The following is a 640-nucleotide window of genomic DNA, read 5'->3' on the forward strand; positions in this document are numbered from 1 at the left end:
TACCGTCTTGTGCAAACTTTGCCACTTCGATATGTACTTTAGTCACTAATGGGCATGTTGCATCAAACACTGTCAAATCACGTCGCTCAGCCTCATCTTCAACCGCTTTAGAGACGCCGTGGGCAGAGAATATAACAATAGAGCCATCTGGTACTTCGTGAAGTTCTTCGACGAATACCGCGCCCCGATTGGCCAAATCCGATACCACAAATTTATTATGTACGACCTCATGACGGACATAGATGGGTGGCTCAAAACGTGTTAGTGCTTCATTAACAATCGCAATCGCACGGTCCACACCAGCACAAAACCCACGGGGATTGGCAAGATAAATTTGCATAAAAAGGCCTATCGTCGGATAATTTATATCTAAAGCTTATGTATAAAAGCTTTGATTCAAAAGTTGGGGCAAAATCAATGCTCTACTTTAGCATAATTTGATTTTATTGCCCTCAAAAATAGCAGAGCACTCATTGCAATATGTCAGGTGCAAATATCAACATGCTAGCTACATATTGCAAAACCCGCTTTATCTCACATAAAAGCAGTTTATAATGACGCAACTATTATGATTTCTATTGCCATACATGATGGCATTTTTTCTTTTTTCCAGTCTCTACCACTGACTGAATCGTCTTTT

The 640-nt window shown here is 40.3% G+C and carries 1 pseudogene; it reads right to left on the reverse strand.

Annotated features, from left to right (window positions below):
* A pseudogene (ispH, locus tag ACS8FC_RS18515) lies at window positions 1-340 on the reverse strand (4-hydroxy-3-methylbut-2-enyl diphosphate reductase); the annotation flags it as partial.
* Between the last annotated feature and the right edge of the window lie 300 nt (window positions 341-640).

This window comes from Psychrobacter sp. 1Y4 (assembly GCF_051847555.1).